Raw genomic sequence first — 16,934 nt, forward strand, 5'->3', positions numbered from 1 at the left:
GCCGGATCGCCCGGGCATGCGCAACCCAGTCAGGAGCGGCACATGAAGATCTGCATCTACCTCACCTTCGACGGCCAGACCCGCGAGGCCTTCACCCGTTACCAGGAGGTGCTCGGCGGCACCCTGCAGCTGATGACCTTTGCCGAGGCCCCGGCCAGCGAAGGCTTCGACCCGCAGCAATTCGGCGAACGCATCATGCATGCCTGCCTGAACGTCGGCAGCTACGCGCTGATGGCTTCGGACACCATGCCCGGCGAGCTGTGCGGCGGCGAGCCCTACCAGGGCATCAAGGGCTGCTCGATCACCCTGAACCCGGACAGCGTCGCCGAAGGCGAGCGCCTGTTCAACGCGCTGGGCGAAGGCGGACAGGTGACGATGCCGTTCGAGAAGACCTTCTGGGCCGAACGCTTCGGCATGCTGACCGATCGCTTCGGCGTGTCCTGGATGGTGAACTGCGAAACGGCCTGAGCCGGATGCCGGAAGGCCTGCCTGCGGGCAGCGCCTCGGGGCACCGGCCCCGTTGGACGCGAGCGGCCTGGCCGTGAGCCGACAACCGAACCTTGCCAGCCCCGCCCCAACCGCCAAGCCTCACGATCGCCGCGCCGCGGGCGGCGCTCGATAGTTCAGATCAGCTTGTAGCCGATCGCCGCCAGCATGATCGCCAGGCAAGGGCGCAGCACCTCGTCCGACACGCGGCCGGACAGGTGGCTGCCGAAGTAGATGCCCGGCAGCGAGCCCATCAGCAGGTAGGCGAGAATCGTCCAGTCCATGTTGCCCATCCCGGCATGGCCGAGCCCGGCCACGAGCGTCAGCGGTACCGCATGGGCGATCTCGGTGCCGACCAGGCGGCGTGTGGTCAGCAGTGGGTAGAGGAAGAACAGCGCCACCGTGCCCAGGGCTCCGGCGCCGATGGAGGTCAGGGTGACCATCGCGCCCAGTACGGCGCCAACCAGCACCGTGAGCCCGTTCAATCGGCGCGCAGTCAGGCGCTTCTTCGAGCCGGACAGGCGCGCGGCGATGTCGAGCAGGCGTCGCTTGAACAGTACCGCCAGGGCGGTGAACACCAGCACCACGCCAAGCGACTGCTTGATCACGGCGTTGAGCGCCTCCTGGTCGGCCTGCAGCCACTGCAGGAACCACAGCGTCAGCCCGGCCGCCGGCAGGCTGCCGAGGGCGAGCCAGCCGGTGATGCCCCAGTCGATGTTGCGGTTCTTCTGGTGGACCCAGACACCGCCAGCCTTGGTGATCGCGGCATAGAGCAGGTCGGTGCCCACCGCCGCGGCCGGGTTGACGCCAAACCAGAGCAGGATCGGTGTCATCAGCGAGCCGCCACCCACCCCGGTCATGCCGACGATAAAGCCGACCACCAGACCCGCAATGACGAAACCCAGAACACCGAAATCCATCGTCTTACCCCGGAAGGCCCACCGGGGCCGTGTCGATGGCGGGCAGCATAACGGCCAGAAATAGCGATGTTTAATATAAATTCGGACTTTCTTATAAGCGAAAAGATATAAGCCACGCCGCCCGGCGCTATCACGGACTTATCGCCCGGCAATCGGCTCGGACATACTGAGACGTCTGCTTTCGGAGCCCACCCGTGGACCTGCTATTTCTCGGAACTTCCTCGGCCACCCCGACGCGTGCCCGCAACGTCAGCGCCACCGCGCTGCTCGACGACAGCGGCAAGGGCTGGTACCTGATCGACTGCGGCGAAGGCACCCAGCACCGGCTGTTGCGCACGCCGCTGAGCCTGCACGGCCTGCGCGCCCTGTTCATCACCCACGTGCATGGCGATCACTGCTACGGCCTGCCCGGCCTGCTGGCCAGCGCCGGCATGGCGCGACGCGAGGAACCGCTCGATATCGTCGCACCGGCCGCCATCGAGGCCTGGTTACGCGCCACCTTCGACATGAGCCGCACCGCCCTGCCCTTCGAGCTGCGCTTCCACCCCGTGGAAACGCTCGAGCAGTGGCGCAGCCCGCAGCTGCATGTCGAGCCGGCCGAGCTCTCTCACCGGGTGCCGTGCTACGGCTATCGCTTCACCGAAGCGCGTCCCGATCCAAAGCTGGCCATCGACCGGCTGGAACGCGACGGCATTCCACGCGGGCCGCTGTGGGGACAGCTGGCGCGCGGCCACGACATCGAATTAGACGGACGCACGCTGCGCAGCGAACGCTATCTCGACTTCGCCCGCGCGCCTCGGCGCATCGTCATCGGCGGCGACAACGACCGTCCCGAGCTGCTCGCCAGAGCCTGCGAAGGCGCCCAGGTGCTGGTGCACGAGGCGACCTACACCGAGGCGCTGGTGCATGCCACCGGCAACCCCTTTGGTCACAGCACCGCCGCGCAGGTGGCGACCTTTGCCGAGCAGGCCAACCTGCCGAACCTGGTGCTTACTCACTTCAGCGCGCGCTATCAGCCCGGTGGGCGCGCCGGGCGCTCGGTCGAAGACATCCGCAGCGAAGCGGCCCGCCATTACCGCGGGCAGCTGTTCCTGGCACAGGATTTCCTGCATCTGAAACTGCGCAAGGATGGCGCGCTGGAGGTCGCCGAGACCACAGCGGCCGCGGCACCGGCCGCTGCACCGGCCTGAGTCAGCGCAGCAGCGCCAGCCAGGTCGAGGCCAGGAGCAGCAGCGCCAGCAAGCGGTTGAGCCAGCGCAATCGCCGCGGCGAGCGCAGCAGGCGCGCGCTGCCGGCGCCGAGCATGGCCCACAGGCTCATGCACGGCAGCGCCATGAGCAGAAAGATCAACGACAGCTGCATGACCCGTGCGCTCCTGTCGGGCGCACCGACCGCGAACACCCCGACCACCGCGACGGCCATCATCCATACCTTGGGGTTCACCGCCTGCAGCAGCGCGGCACCGCCCGGCCCCAGCTTGGCGCGCCCGGCCCCCGGGGCCAGCGGCTCGGCCGCGCCGCGCCATAGCGTCCAGGCCAGCCAGCTGAGCCACAGCGCACCGAGCAGGCTCAGCGCCCGCTGAATCTGCGGATAGCGCAGCAGCACCTCGCCCAGGCCCAGGCCAACCGCCAGCACGATCAGCGCCGCGGCCAGGCAGGCGCCGAGGACCAGCGGCAAGGTGGCGCGCAGGCCGAAGCGCGCGCCGTGGCTGAGCATCAGGATATTGGTCGGCCCCGGCGTCAGGGTGGCGACCAGGGCGAACAGCACGAAGGGCAACAGGGACGGCATTGCGTCAGTCCCTCCGGCCGGTGATCGAGCGCTTGCAGCAAAACATGACGGGCTCCTGCGGATACGGGAAGCCTCATGCTCGCCGGCCATGCACCGTCAGTCTGGAAGCTTTGAGCAGCGGCGCCGATAGTCGGCCGGCGTCAGCCGATAGGCGCGGCGGAACCAGCGGCCCAGGTGGCTCTGGTCGGCGAAACCCAGCGCACAGGCGACCGCCGCCGGGCTGTCGCCGCGCGCCAGCTGCTGACGCGCCTTGGCCAGGCGCAGCTGGATGAGGTAGGCGTGCGGCGCCAGGCCAAAGGCACTCTTGAAGGCGCGGCTGAGGCGGAAGCGATCCACGCCGCAGACCGCGGCGAGATCGTCGAGACCGATGTCGCGGTCGACGTGGGCATGCAGGTAATCGCGCGCCCGCTGCGCCACCAGCGGCAGACGCGGGTCGGGATTGACCCGACGGCGCCAGTGAAGATGGCCGGTCATGCTGGCGAGCAGATCGTCGAGGGCACTCTGCCGGACGATGCGCAGATCGCGCTCATGCAGGGCATGAAAGGCGCGGAAGATGGTCGCGGCCAGCTGCCGATCGGTGCTCAGGGTGTCGGCGAAGCTGGGCTGGCTATCGGCCGGCGCATGCTCGAACAGCGCGTGCAACTCGCGCTCGAGCCACTGCGGGTCGAGGTAGAGCATCGAATAGGTGAAGCCCTCATCGGTGGGCGCATGGCCGTCGTGCAGCTCGCCAGGCTCGAGCAGGATGACCTTGCCGGGCGTACTGAGATGTTTCACCCGCCGGCAGTGGAATTGCTGCACGCCCTGCTCGGTCACTCCGACCAGAAAGCTCTCATGCCAGTGCGGGTCATAGGCATGGCCGCGAAAATGCGCACGAATCGACTCGATGCCGGTATCGGCATCCTGCGCGAGGTCGATCCAGTTGAGCCTGTCCACCATGCCTTCCAGCCCGTGCGTCCGAGTATTCGGCACCTTAGTCCATCCGGCTGGCCGCGCTTAGAACGTTTGTGCAGCCCGCGCACTCAGGCAGCGGTTTGCCGCCGCGGCAGCAGCGCCAGCGCGACACCGCCAAGCACCGTCGCCGAGGTCGCCAGCAGACGCACCGACATCGGCTCGCCGAGCAGCAGCACGCCGCCAAGCGCCGCCAGGATCGGCACACTGAGCTGCAGCGTGGCCGCCTGCTGCGCGCTGATCCGCTTGACCACGCCGTACCAGACGACGTAACCGGCGCCCGAGGCGAGCGCACCGGAAGCCACGGCATAGAGCAGCCCGGCGGCGCCCAGCTGCGGGCCTTCGCCCCAGGCCAGCACCAGCGCCAGGCCGGGCAGAAACACCAGGCTGCGGGCGAAGTTTCCGGTCGTGTCGGCCACCGGATCGGTCGAGCCCCTGCCGATCAGTGAATAGGCGCCCCAGGCCGCCCCGGCGACCAGCATGAGCAAGGAACTGCCGAGCGCCGGCGTATTCGCACCGGGCAGCAACAGGGCAATCAGGCCGGCAAAGGCGATCAGCATGCCGATCAGCACGTTCGCCCGGACGCGTTCGCCCTTGAGCCAGGCCCAGGCGAACATCGTCAGCTGCACGGCGCCGAACAGGATCAGCGCGCCGACGCCCGCGCCCAGTTCGACATAGGCCACCGAGAACAGGTAGGCGTACAGGAACAATGCAAGCCCGCCCTTCCAGCTGCCGCTTGCCGCCGATGGCGAGCGTCGGCGGTGCGTCAGCAGCCAGAGAAAGAGCGCACCGCTGGCCAGCCGGACAACCGTGAAGGATTGCGGGTCGATGCCGCCCTCGGTCAGCGCGAGCCTGCAGAAGATCGAGTTCGCGGCGAACGCCAGCAGGCTGAACAGCGCGGGCCAGAGCCAGGCCTGGTGCCAGGACGGCGCCACGGCCTTATGGTTGTTATCGTTCATCGTGACCACATGTTTGCCGGAGCCGCGATTCTCGGCGCATTGGCCACAACGACACAACCGGCCGGCGCGCTAGCGGCCGGTCTGATCAAGCGTCTGGCGCACGCAACCGCTGAGCTGGCCGAGCGTGAAGGGCTTCTTCAGCAGCTTGGCGCCACCGGCCTGGCTGGCCTCGATCAGCGCCGACTCGTTCGGCGCGAAGCCGGTCATGAACAGCACCTTGACCGCAGGCATTCGCGTGCGGATTTCCTCGGCCAGGCGGTTGCCCGACCAGGCCCCGGGCAGGCCGATGTCGCTGATCAGCAGATCGAACTCGCCGAGCCGCTCGACCTCCTGCAGCGCCGACTGGCCGTCGAATGCGGTGCTGACCCGATAGCCGAGATCGGCCAGCTGCTCGCTGACGACCTCGCGAATCACTGCCTCGTCCTCGACCAGCAGGATGCGCTCGCCCTGCGCCCGCTGCGCGGACGGCTGCGCCTCGGCCGGGCCCGTCTTGAGCGTTCCCGCAGCGGCGAACGGCAGGAACAGCCTGACCGTCGTGCCCCGGCCTGGCGCGCTGTTGATCTGCGCCTGGCCACCGGACTGCTGGGTGAAGCCGTAGACCATCGACAGGCCGAGGCCAGTACCCTCGCCGATCGACTTGGTGGTGAAGAAGGGGTCGAAGGCACGCGCGCGCACCTCCTCGCTCATTCCGACGCCACTATCGGTGACTTCGATGCACAGATACCGGCCGGGGTCGAGCAGCAACTCGGTGGCCTGCTCGGCGGGCAGCTCGCAGACGTCGGTGGCGAGCGTCAGGCAGCCGCCGGAGGGCATCGCATCGCGCGCATTGATCGCCAGGTTCAGCAGCGCGTTCTCCAGCTGCGAGGGCTCGCAGTGCACGGCATTGGCAGCCTTCAGCCGGGTCTCCACGCGGATCTTCGGCCCGACGGTGCGGCGCACCAGCTCTTCAAGTTCGGCGATGATCTGGCTGGGCTCCACCCGCTTCGGTTCGAGCGGTTGTTGCCGGGAGAAGGTCAGCAGCCGCTTGGTCAGCGCCGCGGCGCGGTTGACCGACGACAGCGCCAGCGAGCAGTAGCGGTCGGCCTCCTCGGCCTTGCCCTGGTTCAGGCGCAGCTGCATCAGCTCCAGGCTGGCATTGATACCGGCGAGCAGGTTGTTGAAGTCGTGGGCGATGCCGCCGGTCAGCTGGCCGACCGCGCGCAGCTTTTCGCTCTGCAGCAGCTGGGCCTCGGCCTGTTTGCGCTCGCGCGTCTCGCGATTGAGCCGGTCGACGGTCTGCTGCAGGGCGTGGGTGCGCGTCTCGACCAGCGCCTCCAGTTCGGCGTGGCTCTGCGCCAGCGCCTGGCGGGCGCGGCACTGCTCCTCGACATCGGTGAAGGTGCCGACCCACTCGATCCTGCCCGCCTCCTCGTCGGCCATCGGCACGGCCTTGGCCTGCATCCAGCGGTATTCCTGCGCGCGCGCGTCGCGGACCCGGCACTCGAACTGCAGCACCTCGTTGCGCCCGGCCTGCTGCCAGGCGGCGAGCACGGCACGGCGGTCCTCGTCGCACAGCGAATCCAGCCAGCCGAGCCCGACGCAGTCCTCGCAGGTCTGCCCGGTCAGCTCGGGCCACTGGCAGCTGGCCCAGCGCCAGTGGCCAGCGGCATTCGCCCGCCACACCGGCGAGGGCAGCGCGTCGATCAGCGAGCGCAGGCGCTGCTCGCTCTGCGCGAGCGCCTCTTCGGCCCGCTTGCGCGCGGTGATATCGATGATGAACTCGAAGGCCAGGTGTTCCGACAGGCGCTTGGCGGCGAACAGCGCCCACCAGCGCGTGCCGTCCTTGCGGATGTATTCCTTCTGGTAAGGGGTGGTGGCGCCCCGCCGCTTCAGCTCGGCGAAGGCCCGCTCCGACGGCTCGACCCACTCGGGCGGGGTGAGTCGCTGCCAGGACAGCTCACCGTCTTCCAGCTCGGCCCGGCTGTACTGCGATTGACGCAGGAACGCGCCGTTGGCATCGACGAAGCGACCGCTCATGTCGAAATAGATGACCGGCACTTCCTCGATTTCAGCGCCTGTCGCAACGCCCTGCTTTCTTCCACTACCGCCCTCCGCGGCCGCCACCTGATTCAGGTGTTCTGACCACCGCCGGTGCGTGTCTGCTTCAACGCAACGGCAATTGCCGCCGCGCGGTCCGGCAAAGGCCTGTGCGGCCGCGCACCGGGTGCTCAGACCGGCGGCTCGATCCCCAGCACCCGCATGCGCCGGTACACCGTCGGCCGCGACACGCCCAGCTCGCGCGCCACCGCGCTGACGTTCCAGCGCTGCCGGCGCAGCAGGCTACGCAGCGCCTCGTCGGGACCCTGCTCCAGCGCCGGCGGCTCGTGGCGGGCCAGGGTACGCGGCAGGCATTCCTCGGGCAGGTCGTGCACGGTGATCTCGGCGCCTTCGCAGGTCGCCAGGGCGTACTGCAGGACGTTGCGCAGTTCGCGGATGTTGCCCGGCCAGGGATAGGCCAGCAGCGCACTCATGGCATCGCCACGCAGGTGCGGGGCATTGCTGCGGCCCTGCGCCAGCTCAGCGTAGACGCGCTCGATCAGGTAGCCCTTGTCGGCCCGCTCGCGCAGCGGCGGCAGCTTCAGCAGTGCACCATTGAGCCGGTAGAACAGGTCTTCGCGGAACGCGCCGGCCTCGACCATCTGCCGCAGGTCGCGGTGGCTGGCGGCGATCACGCGGATATCCACCTTGACCGGCTGCTCGGCGCCCAGCGGCGTCACCTCCTGCTCGGCGAGCACACGCAGCAGGCGGGTCTGCAAGTGCAGCGGCATGTCGCCGATCTCGTCGAGGAACAGCGTGCCCTTGTCCGCCTGCTGGATCAGCCCGCGCATGCCCTTGCTGCGTGCGCCAGTGAAGGTGCCGGGTGCGTAGCCGAACAGCTCGCTCTCGATCAGCGACTCGGGCACCGCGCCGCAGTTGATCGCCACGAACGGCGCCTGGCGGCGGCTGCCGCTCTCGTGCAGGGCGCGCGCCAGGCGCTCCTTGCCGGTACCGGTCTCGCCGCTGAGCAGCACGTTGAGCGGCTCGCTGCACAACCGCTGGGCGCGGGCGAGCATCTTGCGCATCGCCGGATCGTCGTCGGCCAGGGCATCGAGCGCGCAGCGCGGCGCGCCCGCCGTGCGCTCGGCCGGCAGCGGCGCGGCGCGGCGCGGTTCCATCAGCGCGGCGAAGAACAGCCGGTTGTGCCGCCCGGTGCGGAAGGCGCGCACCTGGTCATGGCTGGCGTAGGGAATGCTGAGGATGTCCGCCAGCTCGCAGTCGAAGAACTCGTCGATGCGTGCCCGCGTCAGGCTGCCGAACGGCCCCGGCGTCATCAGCCCGTGCTCGGCGAGCAGGCCGCGGGCGGCGGTGTTGCCGGCCAGCAGCTCGCCATCGTCGCCAAGCGCCAGCAGGTAGTGGCGGTTGATCAGCACGAACTCGCGCGAGGCATCGAAGCAGAGGATCGGCCGGTCGCGGTACAGGCGCAGGAAGTAGGCGTCCTCGATCATCCGCGCGTACTGCTTGACCAGCTGCAGGGCAAAGGTCTGCGAGTCCTTCGACGGCGGCGAATACAGCGCCGAGATGTCGAGCACCGCCAGCAGCTGACCCTGCGGGTTGAACATCGGCACCGCGGTGCAGGTGAGGTTGGTATGCCAGGCGCTGAAATGGTCGTGCTGGTGACAGGTCAGCGCCTGCTGTTCCTTGATGCAGGTGCCGACCGCACAGGTGCCGGCATGGTCCTCGCCCCAGTCCGAGCCGAGGTAGAGGCCGGTCTTGCGGTGGGCCTTCTCGTCGGCCGGGTCACCGAGAAACTGCACGGCTATGCCGCGGCTGTCGGTCAGCAGGATGACGTAGCCGAGCTCGGCGACATGCCGGTACAGCTGCTCGACCCCGGCGCGGGCGACGGCGATCAGCTCGTCGGCCTGATCCTGGTGCTCGCGCAGCACACGCCGCGGCACGAAGCGCGCCTCGGACGGGCGCGCCGGGTCCAGCCCGTAGTCGTGCACGCAGCGGCGCCAGGAGCGGGCGATGATCGGGTCACGGTCACCGCTTTGCTGCGGTGCGTTGGCCAGCGACAGCACGGCCTCGATATGACTGGCAGGCGTGGCGAGCAGCGTCATGCTTCCTCCTCGATCCCCGGCACGCAGGCGCCCGGAGACCTGGGTGATTCTTCTTATTGACGGTCTGTTTGTATTCGACCCGTTACAACTGCCAGCCAGCATAAACCAATGCACCCGGCTGGGAAGTTCAACTTTGGAACATGCCACCGCTTAAAAGAGGCATCCAAGTTGTAAAGCGCTTTACAGCGACGTTACAGGTGTAAAGCTCGGGGCGTTTTACACTCCGATTACAGCCCCACACTCATAAAAGAATAAATATATTTATATCAATAGGTTACTCAAACAATAAGGCCATCTTGAAAGTTGGCACGCGCCCTGCTCCTGCACTCTTGCAAAACAAGCCCCCGCATAACAAGAACGCCAGGCGCCTGCACTTTTCTCAGGCTCCGGCAATAAATCAGGAGCTGAGCCATGCAAGATCCAGCCTGCCATAAAGGCGCCCTCAGTCGCCGACGCTTTCTATCCCTGACCGGCCAGTCCGCACTGGCCTTCAGCCTGGCGCAACTGATTCCCGTGCGCCTGCTGGCCGACGAGGCCCTGCCAGAGCTGCCCGCCGGGCTGCTGCGCATGGGCCGCGACGTATTTCCCCACGACTTCATCGACGACGCGCATTACGCCCGCCCGCTGGCCGAGCTGGTCAAGGAACAGCCGAAGCTGGTCGCCGACGGCCTCGAGGACCTCGACCGGCGCGCGCTCAAGGCCCATGACCGCCCATTCGAGACGCTCGACGAAGCGCAGCGCGTCGCCCTGCTGACCGAGGTCGAGCGCACGCCGTTCTTCAAGGCCGTGCGCAGCAACCTGATGTTCGGCCTGTACGACAACAAGGCGCTGTTTCCGCTGTTCGGCTACGAGGGCTCGTCGTGGGAATACGGCGGCTACGTCAATCGCGGCTTCAACGACCTGAACTGGCTCTAGGCCAACCGCCCGCCTCCGCGGCGCGCCCAAAACAAGAACAAGACGAGGAAATACCCCATGGCAACGTTTGCCCAGGACGACGACAGCGTCGTGGTGATCATCGGTTCCGGTGCCAGCGGCGGCACCCTAGCCAACGCGCTGGCCAAGCAGAAGATTCGCAGCGTGGTGCTGGAGGCCGGCAAGCGCTTCACCCTCGACGACATCGAGAACGACGAGTGGGCGATGTTCAAGAAGATCTCCTGGCTCGACAAACGCATCGCTGCCGGCGGCTGGCACCTGGCCGAGAACAACCCCAACCTGCCGGCCTGGATCGTCAAGGCGGTGGGCGGCAGCACCGTGCACTGGGCCGGCATCGCCCTGCGCTTTCGTGATTTCGAATTCAAGATGCAGAGCATCAACGGCGATATCGCCGGCGCCAACCTGCTGGACTGGCCGGTGACCCTGGAAGAGATGGCGCCCTGGTACGAGAAGGCCGAGAAGCACATGGGCGTGACCGGGCCGAGCACCGGCATGGCCTATCACCCGTGGCACAACTCCTTCAAGGTGCTGGCCACTGGCGCCAAGCGGGTCGGCTACAAGGAGATCCTCTCCGGGCCGATGGCGATCAACACCGAGCCCTACGACGACCGCGCCGCCTGCCAGCAGATCGGCTTCTGCATGCAGGGCTGCAAGATGGGCGCGAAGTGGTCGACGCTCTACACCGACATCCCCCGCGCCGAAGCCAGTGGCTATTGCGAAGTGCGCCCACAGTCGATGGTGCTGCGCATCGAGCACGACGCCAAGGGCCGCGCCAGTGGCGTGGTCTATGCCGATGCCCAGGGCAACATCCAGCGGCAGAAGGCCCGCGTGGTGTGCGTGGCGGGTAACTCCATCGAGTCGCCGCGCCTGCTGCTCAACTCCGCGTCCTCGATGTTCCCCGACGGCCTGGCCAACTCCTCTGGCCAGGTCGGGCGCAACTACATGACCCACACCACCGCCGGCATCTTCGCGGTGATGCCCAAGCCGGTGCACATGTATCGTGGCACCACCTGTGCCGGGGTTATCTCCGACGAATCCTACAACGACCCTTCACGCGGCTTCGTCGGCGGCTATCGGCTGGAAATTCTCGCCCTCGGCCTGCCGTTCCTCTCGGCCTTTCTCGACCCGACGCCGCAGGGCTGGGGCCGCCAGTTCACCTCGCGGATGGAAAAGTACGACCGCATGTCCGGCGTCTGGCTGTGCGGCGAGGACCTGCCGCTGGAAAGCAACCGCATCACCCTGCACGCCACCGAGAAGGACCAGTACGGCCTGCCGATCCCGGTGGTGACCAAGGGCGACCACCCGATGGATGCCGCCATGCGCAAGCATGGGGTTGCCGCCACAGCGAAGTGCTACGAGGCCGCCGGCGCCACCGAGGTGATCGAGCTGCCGCCCTACCCGGCCAGCCACAACATGGGCACCAACCGCATGAGCGCCAAGGCCCGTGACGGCGTGGTGAACAAGTGGGGCCAGAGCCACGACATCCCCAACCTGTTCGTCTCCGACGGCAGCCAGTTCACCACCAGCGGCGGGCAGAACCCCACCCTCACCATCGTCGCGCTGGCCCTGCGCCAGGCCGACCAGATCGGCCGACTGCTCAACGAACGCGCGATCTGACCACTACTACAAGGGAGTCGACCATGACCCAGCCCACCCCCTCGCAGCGCCTGTGGATGTACGAACAGATGCTGACCAGCCGCTACATGGAGGAATCCATCGAGCGCATCTACATGGAAGGCAAGACGCCGGTGTTCAACATGGCCAAGGGCCCGATTCCCGGCGAGATGCACCTTTCCAATGGCCAGGAGCCGTGCGCGGTGGGCGTCTGCGCGCACCTCGAGGCCGCGGACATCGTCACCGCCACCCACCGCCCGCACCACATCGCCGTAGCCAAGGGCGTGGACCTCAACGAGATGATGGCCGAGATCTTCGGCAAGGCCACCGGGCTTTCCGGCGGCCGCGGTGGGCACATGCACCTGTTCGATGGCCGGGTGAATTTCTCCTGTTCGGGGATCATCGCCGAGGGCATGGGCCCGGCCGTCGGCGCCGCATTGTCGCGGCAGCTGCAGGGCAAGCCCGGCGTGGCCGTGTCCTTTATCGGCGAGGGCGCGGCCAACCAGGGCGCCTTCCACGAAACGCTGAACCTCGCCGCGCTGTGGAAGCTGCCGGTGGTGTTCGTCATCGAGGACAACGCCTGGGGCATCTCGGTGGCCAAGGCCAGCGCCACCTGCATCAAGCAGCACCACGTGCGCGCCGCGGCCTACGGCATGCCCGGTGTGTTCGTCGAGAACAACGACCCGGACGGCGTGTTCCGTGCCGCCGGTGAAGCCATCGAGCGTGCCCGCGCCGGTGGCGGCCCGACCCTGATCGAGATCGAGACCTACCGCCTGGCCGGCCACTTCATGGGCGACGGCGAAACCTACCGCCCCGAAGGCGAGAAGGACGGCCTGATGAAAAAGGACCCGATTCCCGGCTACCGCCAGCGCCTGATCGACGAAGGCGTGATGACCGAGACCCAGGCCGAGGACATCGCCGCACGCGCCCGCGGCCGTATCGACGAAGCGGTCGCCTTCGCCCGCGAAAGCCCCTACCCACGCCCGGAAGAGGCAATGGAAAAGGTGTTCGTGTAACGCACCGCAGGAACGAGCTCGCTCGCGAACAGCACCGGTGCCACCGGTTCGCGACCAAGGTCGCTCCTACAAGGCGGCACGCGACAGACCGACCCCGTAGGAGCGAGCTCGCTCGCGAAAGAACACCGGAGCCACCGGTTCGCGACCAAGGTCGCGCCTACAAGGCGGCACGTGACAGACCGAACCCGTAGGAGCGAGCTCGCTCGCGAAAGAAGTCCCGAGAACGGCACCAGCCAGAACAACAAGAGGAACACCCATGAACAGCCAAGCCACCATGACCGCCGCCGTCTGGCACGGCCGCAAGGACATCCGCCTGGAACAGGTGCCGCTGCCCGGCGCGCCGCAACCGGGCTGGGTGCAGATCCGCGTGCACTGGTGCGGCATCTGCGGGTCCGACCTGCACGAATACCTCGCCGGGCCGGTGTTCATTCCGGTGGATGCGCCGCACCCGCTCACCGGCATCAAGGGCCAGTGCATCCTCGGCCACGAGTTCTGCGGCGAGATCGTCGCCACCGGTGACGGCGTCGAAGGCTACGCGCCGGGCGACAAGGTCGCCGCCGACGCCTGCCAGCACTGCGGCCAGTGCCGCTTCTGCAAGACCGGCCAGTACAACCTCTGCGAACAGCTGGCCTTCACCGGGCTGATGAACAACGGCGCCTTCGCCGAACTGGTCAACGTCCCCGCCGAGCTGCTCTACCGCCTGCCCGAAGGCTTTCCGCTGGAGGCCGGCGCGCTGATCGAACCGCTGGCGGTCGGCATGCACGCGGTGAAAAAGGCCGGCAGCCTGCTCGGCGAGACGGTGGTGGTGGTCGGCGCCGGCACCATCGGCCTGTGCACCATCATGTGCGCCAAGGCCGCCGGCGCCGGCCAGGTGATCGCCCTGGAGATGTCCGCCGCGCGCAAGGCCAAGGCGCTGGAAGTCGGCGCCACGCGGGTCATCGACCCCAGCGAGTGCGACGCCATTGCCGAGATCAAGGCAATCACCGGCGGCTACGGCGCCGACACCTCCTTCGAATGCATCGGCCACAAGGCCACCGCCAAGCTCGCCATCGACGTGATCCGCAAGGCCGGCCGCTGCGTGATGGTGGGCATCTTCGAGGAGCCCTCGGAATTCAACTTCTTCGAGATCGTCGCCACCGAGAAACAGGTGATCGGCTCGCTCGCCTACGCCGGCGAATTCGCCGATGTCATTGCCCTGATCGCCGACGGCCGCATGAACGTCACCCCGCTGATCACCGGGCGCATCGGGCTGGACAGCATTCTCGAGCAGGGCTTCGAGGAGCTGGCCAACCACAAGGACCGCAACGTCAAGATCATCGTCAGCCCCAGCGCACTGGCCGGCTGAGCAGGAGACCACCATGACCACAGCAGTAAAAGAGAGAAAGCTCACCGTCGCCCGCGCCATGGCTGAAGCCGTGGCCCAGGAGATGCGCCTGGACCCGAAAGTGTTCGTGATGGGAGAGGACATCGGCCAGCTCGGCGGCGTGTTCGGCAACACCCGTGGCCTTTATGAAGAGTTCGGCAAGGAGCGCATCCGCGACACGCCGATCTCCGAGACCGCCTTCATCGGCGCCGCCGTGGGTGCCGCCTCGGACGGCATGCGGCCGATCGTCGAGCTGATGTTCGTCGACTTCTTCGGCGTCTGCATGGACGCCATCTACAACCTGATGGCCAAGAACACCTACTTCTCCGGTGGCAAAGTGCCGGTGCCGATGGTGCTGATGGCCTCCACCGGCGCCGGCTACTCCGACGCTGGCCAGCACTCGCAGTGCCTCTACGGCACCTTCGCCCACCTGCCGGGCATGAAGGTGGTGGTGCCGAGCAATGCCTACGACGCCAAGGGCCTGATGACCGCGGCCATCCGTGACGACAACCCGGTGGTCTACCTCTTCCACAAGGCGCTGCAGGGCATGGGCTGGCTGGGCACCGAGAAAGGCGCCACCGTGCCGGTACCGGACGAGCCCTACATCGTCGAGATCGGCAAGGCCAAGACCGTTCGCGAAGGCCGCGACGTCAGCCTCGTCAGTCTCGGCGCCGGCGTGCATCACGCCCTGCGCGCCGCCGCGCAGCTGGAAAAGGATGGCGTCAGCGCCGAGGTCATCGACCTGCGCAGCCTGGTGCCGCTGGACCGCGAGCACGTCATCGCCTCGGTGAAGAAAACCGGCCGGCTGATCGTGATCGACGAGGACTACCACAGCTTCGGCGTCAGCGGCGAAATCATCGCCAGCGTCGTCGAGCACGACATCGGCATGCTCAAGGCACGCCCGCAGCGGGTGGCCTTCCCCGACATCCCCATCCCCTTCACCCCGGTCATGGAGCAATGGGCCCTGCCCAGCGCGGACAAGATCGTGGCCGCCTATCACGCCATGCATAAGGAATGACGTTTATGAGTACCCCCATCGTGATTGCAGACGACCTCTGGGAAGGCGACGCCGAGGCGGTGATCACCTCCTGGCTGGTCAGCGACGGCGCCGAAGTGGCCGCTGGCGACCTGGTCGCCGAGATCATGTCGGAAAAGGCCCAGTTCGAGATCGAGGCGCCGGTGGCCGGCGTGCTGAAGATTCTCGAGGAAGAAGACGCGGTGATCGCCAAGGGCGCGACCATCGCCCAGGTGGAATAGCCATGACCCAACTGCAAACACTGCCTGCCGAGCGTGCACCCGTCCGGGTGCCACTCAAGGGCATGCGCAAGATGATCGCGGCGAAGATGCTCGAAAGCCTGCAGACCACCGCGCAGCTGACCCACCACGCCGAATGCCGGCTGGATGCGCTGAAAGCCCGTCGGGCCGAACTGAAAGCCGAGGGCAGCGCGGTGTCCGTGCAGGACCTATTGCTGCTCAAGGTGATCGAGACGCTCAAGGCCCATCCCGGACTCAATGCCACGCTGGAGGACGAGGTGATCCACCAGCACGCGGCGGTGCACCTGGGTCTCGCCATCCCACTGCCGGGCGACCTGCTGGTCGCCCCGGCGCTGTTCGATGCCGACCGGCTCGACGGCGAAAGCCTGTCCCAGGCGCGCAAGGCGCTGGTGGACAAGGCCCTGGCCGGCAAGCTGTCGGTCAAGGAGCTGACCGGCGCCACCTTCACCGTCTCCAACCTGGGGCTGTCGCGGGTGCACCACTTCACCCCGGTGCTCAACCCGCCGCAGGTGGCGATTCTCGGCGTCGGCGGCATTCAGCGAAGGCTGGAACTCGGGCCCAGCGGCGAGCTGGTGGAGGTCGAGTGGATGGGCCTGTCGCTGACCTTCGACCACCGTGCGGTGAACGGTGCGCCGGCGGCGGACTTTCTCGACGACCTGTGTCGGCGCATCGAGGGGGACGCCGCATGAACGGCATCGCCCGCTTCACCGTCGCGGCGGGCCTGGACGCCGAGCGGGCGCTGCTGCAGCGCGTCTGCGACGGCCTGTTCGACAGCCAGCTGCTGCTCTGGCGGCCGACCGGGCAGGCGCTGGTGATGCCGAAAAGCTTCGAGCGCCGGCCGGGCTTCGCACTGGCTTCGGGGCGCTGCGCGGCCCAGGGCTGGCCGATCCTGCTGCGCGACACCGGCGGCGAGCCGGTGCCGCAGTCGCCCGCGGTACTCAATGTCGCCCTCGCCTATGCCCTGCCGGCCGGCGACGACGAGGGCCGGCGGATCGACAGTGCTTACGAGCGGCTACTCGAACCGCTTGCCGTATGGCTCGCCGAGCACGAGCTGAAACCCGGTTGCGCCAGCGTTCCGGGGGCCTTCTGCGACGGCCGCTTCAACCTGACCCTGGAGGGCCGCAAGGTCGCCGGCACCGCGCAGCGTTGGCGACGCAGCCGCGACGGCCGCCCGGTGGTGCTGGCCCACGCCGCGGTGCTGATCGACGACTGGCGCGAGCACATGGCCGAAGTCGTCAACCGCTTCTATCACGCCTGCGCCAGCGACCTGCGTTGCGGCGCGGACCGCCACCTGGCCTTGGCCGAGCGACTCCGCGCAGCCTGGTCGGAGGCTGAACAGCTGCCCGAGCACTATCGCCGCGTGCTCGGCTGGCACGGGTTGGAAATCGGCGCACGCGCCGCATCGCCGCCCCGCGTCCTGCCCTGAGCCGGCGCCCGTACTTCCTTTGCGTACACAACAACAAGTCGGCAGCCCGCCTGCCTTTGCACTGGAGGAA

Annotated in this window: 16 protein-coding genes; 10 read left to right on the forward strand and 6 right to left on the reverse strand. The window is 67.7% G+C overall.

All coding sequences use genetic code 11. The features are described 5' to 3' along the window. Nucleotides 1–42: 42 nt before the first annotated feature. Nucleotides 43–468, forward strand: coding sequence for a VOC family protein (locus tag CL52_RS13920; protein ID WP_041106699.1), 426 nt, complete (start codon nt 43–45; stop codon nt 466–468). Between the two features lie 155 nt (nt 469–623). On the opposite strand, the gene CL52_RS13925 is transcribed toward CL52_RS13920, so the two are convergent. Further along, nucleotides 624–1,406 (reverse strand): sulfite exporter TauE/SafE family protein, encoded by a 783-nt coding sequence (locus CL52_RS13925; protein ID WP_041106700.1) that lies wholly within the window; start codon nt 1,404–1,406, stop codon nt 624–626. Between the two features lie 194 nt (nt 1,407–1,600). Between CL52_RS13925 and CL52_RS13930 the strand changes: the two genes are divergently transcribed. Then, nucleotides 1,601–2,596, forward strand: coding sequence for a ribonuclease Z (locus CL52_RS13930; protein ID WP_043221354.1), 996 nt, complete (start codon nt 1,601–1,603; stop codon nt 2,594–2,596). A 1-nt stretch (nt 2,597) separates the two neighbouring features. On the opposite strand, the gene CL52_RS13935 is transcribed toward CL52_RS13930, so the two are convergent. From CL52_RS13935 to CL52_RS13955, 5 genes are all read right to left on the reverse strand, one after another. After that, a complete protein-coding gene (locus CL52_RS13935) occupies nt 2,598–3,194 on the reverse strand; it encodes a LysE family translocator (protein WP_043221357.1) in 597 nt (198 codons plus the stop codon). A 96-nt stretch (nt 3,195–3,290) separates the two neighbouring features. Continuing rightward, nucleotides 3,291–4,127, reverse strand: coding sequence for an AraC family transcriptional regulator (locus tag CL52_RS13940; protein WP_043223195.1), 837 nt, complete (start codon nt 4,125–4,127; stop codon nt 3,291–3,293). An 86-nt stretch (nt 4,128–4,213) separates the two neighbouring features. Then, the gene (locus CL52_RS13945) at nt 4,214–5,101 is read right to left on the reverse strand and encodes a DMT family transporter (protein WP_052264576.1); all 888 of its coding nucleotides are present in this window, start codon (nt 5,099–5,101) and stop codon (nt 4,214–4,216) included. 69 nt (nt 5,102–5,170) lie between these two features. After that, the gene (locus CL52_RS13950) at nt 5,171–7,138 is read right to left on the reverse strand and encodes a hybrid sensor histidine kinase/response regulator (RefSeq protein ID WP_052264577.1); all 1,968 of its coding nucleotides are present in this window, start codon (nt 7,136–7,138) and stop codon (nt 5,171–5,173) included. Nucleotides 7,139–7,308: 170 nt separating this feature from the next. Then, nucleotides 7,309–9,237 carry a sigma-54-dependent Fis family transcriptional regulator gene (locus CL52_RS13955; protein WP_043221359.1) on the reverse strand — a complete coding sequence of 643 codons (1,929 nt, stop codon included), beginning with the start codon at nt 9,235–9,237 and terminating at the stop codon, nt 7,309–7,311. 411 nt (nt 9,238–9,648) lie between these two features. Between CL52_RS13955 and CL52_RS13960 the strand changes: the two genes are divergently transcribed. From CL52_RS13960 to CL52_RS13995, 8 genes are all read left to right on the forward strand, one after another. Next, complete coding sequence (locus tag CL52_RS13960; RefSeq protein WP_043221361.1) at nt 9,649–10,152, forward strand: gluconate 2-dehydrogenase subunit 3 family protein; 504 nt, start codon at nt 9,649–9,651, stop codon at nt 10,150–10,152. Nucleotides 10,153–10,209: 57 nt separating this feature from the next. Then, complete coding sequence (locus CL52_RS13965) at nt 10,210–11,787, forward strand: GMC family oxidoreductase (RefSeq protein ID WP_043221363.1); 1,578 nt, start codon at nt 10,210–10,212, stop codon at nt 11,785–11,787. Nucleotides 11,788–11,810: 23 nt separating this feature from the next. Beyond that, complete coding sequence (locus CL52_RS13970) at nt 11,811–12,800, forward strand: thiamine pyrophosphate-dependent dehydrogenase E1 component subunit alpha (protein WP_043221365.1); 990 nt, start codon at nt 11,811–11,813, stop codon at nt 12,798–12,800. Nucleotides 12,801–13,074: 274 nt separating this feature from the next. Further along, nucleotides 13,075–14,145, forward strand: a complete 1,071-nt coding sequence (locus tag CL52_RS13975) for a 2,3-butanediol dehydrogenase (RefSeq protein ID WP_043223203.1) — start codon at nt 13,075–13,077, stop codon at nt 14,143–14,145. 13 nt (nt 14,146–14,158) lie between these two features. Continuing rightward, nucleotides 14,159–15,181, forward strand: coding sequence for an alpha-ketoacid dehydrogenase subunit beta (locus CL52_RS13980; protein WP_074519809.1), 1,023 nt, complete (start codon nt 14,159–14,161; stop codon nt 15,179–15,181). Between the two features lie 5 nt (nt 15,182–15,186). Then, nucleotides 15,187–15,420 carry a lipoyl domain-containing protein gene (locus tag CL52_RS13985; RefSeq protein ID WP_041106711.1) on the forward strand — a complete coding sequence of 78 codons (234 nt, stop codon included), beginning with the start codon at nt 15,187–15,189 and terminating at the stop codon, nt 15,418–15,420. 2 nt (nt 15,421–15,422) lie between these two features. Then, nucleotides 15,423–16,127, forward strand: a complete 705-nt coding sequence (locus CL52_RS13990) for a 2-oxo acid dehydrogenase subunit E2 (RefSeq protein WP_043221371.1) — start codon at nt 15,423–15,425, stop codon at nt 16,125–16,127. Further along, on the forward strand, nt 16,124–16,864 hold the full coding sequence (locus tag CL52_RS13995) for a lipoate--protein ligase family protein (RefSeq protein WP_043221373.1): 741 nt from the start codon (nt 16,124–16,126) through the stop codon (nt 16,862–16,864). The genes CL52_RS13990 and CL52_RS13995 overlap by 4 nt, the downstream gene beginning before the upstream one ends. Nucleotides 16,865–16,934 lie beyond the last annotated feature (70 nt).

The sequence above is a fragment of the Stutzerimonas balearica DSM 6083 genome, from assembly GCF_000818015.1.
Taxonomy (GTDB): Bacteria; Pseudomonadota; Gammaproteobacteria; order Pseudomonadales; family Pseudomonadaceae; genus Stutzerimonas; species Stutzerimonas balearica.

Bases quoted from the DNA above. Each gene is read 5' to 3' on its own strand.
- CL52_RS13920 (WP_041106699.1), top strand. From the start codon at position 43: ATGAAGATCTGCATCTACCTCACCTTCGACGGCCAGACCCGCGAGGCC.
- CL52_RS13925 (WP_041106700.1), bottom strand. From the start codon at position 1,406: ATGGATTTCGGTGTTCTGGGTTTCGTCATTGCGGGTCTGGTGGTCGGC.
- CL52_RS13935 (WP_043221357.1), bottom strand. From the start codon at position 3,194: ATGCCGTCCCTGTTGCCCTTCGTGCTGTTCGCCCTGGTCGCCACCCTG.
- CL52_RS13945 (WP_052264576.1), bottom strand. From the start codon at position 5,101: ATGAACGATAACAACCATAAGGCCGTGGCGCCGTCCTGGCACCAGGCC.
- CL52_RS13955 (WP_043221359.1), bottom strand. From the start codon at position 9,237: ATGACGCTGCTCGCCACGCCTGCCAGTCATATCGAGGCCGTGCTGTCG.
- CL52_RS13960 (WP_043221361.1), top strand. From the start codon at position 9,649: ATGCAAGATCCAGCCTGCCATAAAGGCGCCCTCAGTCGCCGACGCTTT.
- CL52_RS13965 (WP_043221363.1), top strand. From the start codon at position 10,210: ATGGCAACGTTTGCCCAGGACGACGACAGCGTCGTGGTGATCATCGGT.
- CL52_RS13970 (WP_043221365.1), top strand. From the start codon at position 11,811: ATGACCCAGCCCACCCCCTCGCAGCGCCTGTGGATGTACGAACAGATG.
- CL52_RS13975 (WP_043223203.1), top strand. From the start codon at position 13,075: ATGACCGCCGCCGTCTGGCACGGCCGCAAGGACATCCGCCTGGAACAG.
- CL52_RS13980 (WP_074519809.1), top strand. From the start codon at position 14,159: ATGACCACAGCAGTAAAAGAGAGAAAGCTCACCGTCGCCCGCGCCATG.
- CL52_RS13985 (WP_041106711.1), top strand. From the start codon at position 15,187: ATGAGTACCCCCATCGTGATTGCAGACGACCTCTGGGAAGGCGACGCC.
- CL52_RS13990 (WP_043221371.1), top strand. From the start codon at position 15,423: ATGACCCAACTGCAAACACTGCCTGCCGAGCGTGCACCCGTCCGGGTG.
- CL52_RS13995 (WP_043221373.1), top strand. From the start codon at position 16,124: ATGAACGGCATCGCCCGCTTCACCGTCGCGGCGGGCCTGGACGCCGAG.